Source organism: Vibrio sp. 1078-1, from assembly GCF_033340475.1.
The window spans coordinates 1-653 of record NZ_JAWOWM010000446.1 but is presented as its reverse complement, the minus strand read 5'-3'; the positions used below and the strand labels follow the sequence as shown (position 1 = coordinate 653).

Annotated in this window: 1 protein-coding gene; it reads right to left on the bottom strand. The window is 64.5% G+C overall.

Going from position 1 to position 653, the window contains the following annotated elements; translation table 11 throughout:
* A partial coding sequence (locus tag R7190_RS28110) for a Tn3 family transposase (RefSeq protein ID WP_318137955.1) occupies positions 1 to 653 on the bottom strand: 653 nt, incomplete at both ends.

The window sequence follows — 653 nt, the reverse complement described above, 5'->3', positions numbered from 1 at the left end:
CGACTCGGCCATCTTGGTCAGCCCGAGGTTGATCGCATCGCCCAGGATCGCTGACAGCAGCAATGTCCGGTCTTTGGCCTCGGCACCGTCCTTCAGGTGGGTGAAGTGGCGGCTGAAGCCCGTCCAGTCGTCCACGTCCATCAGCAGTTCGGTGATCTTGATGCGCGGCAGTAACTGGCTGGTTTGGTCGATCAGCGCCTGCGCCCGATCCGGCACCGCCGCATCCAGCGGGGTGATTTTCAGCCCTGACTCGGTGAGGATGGCATCGGGCAGCTCGTTGTCCTTGGCCAGGCGGGTGACGGTGGCCAACTGCTCGTCCAGCAGCTGCAAACGCTCTTCCAGGTACTGGTCGCTGTTCGGGTTGATCGCCAGGGGCAGGGCCTGCTCGCGCTTGAGTGCGGCGAACTTCTCGGCCGGCAGCAGGTAGTCGTCGAAGTCGCGGAACTGCCGCGAGCCCTTGACCCAGATGTCGCCGGATCGCAGCGCGTTCTTCCGCTCGGACAGGGCGCAGATTTCGTAGAATTTCCGGTCGAGGCCTTCCGGGGTGATCACCAGCGGCTTCCAGCGCGGCTTGATGAAGGCCGTGGGTGCATCGGCCGGCACCTTGCGCAGGTTGTCGGCGTTCATCTCACGCAGGGTCTGCACGGCTGCCA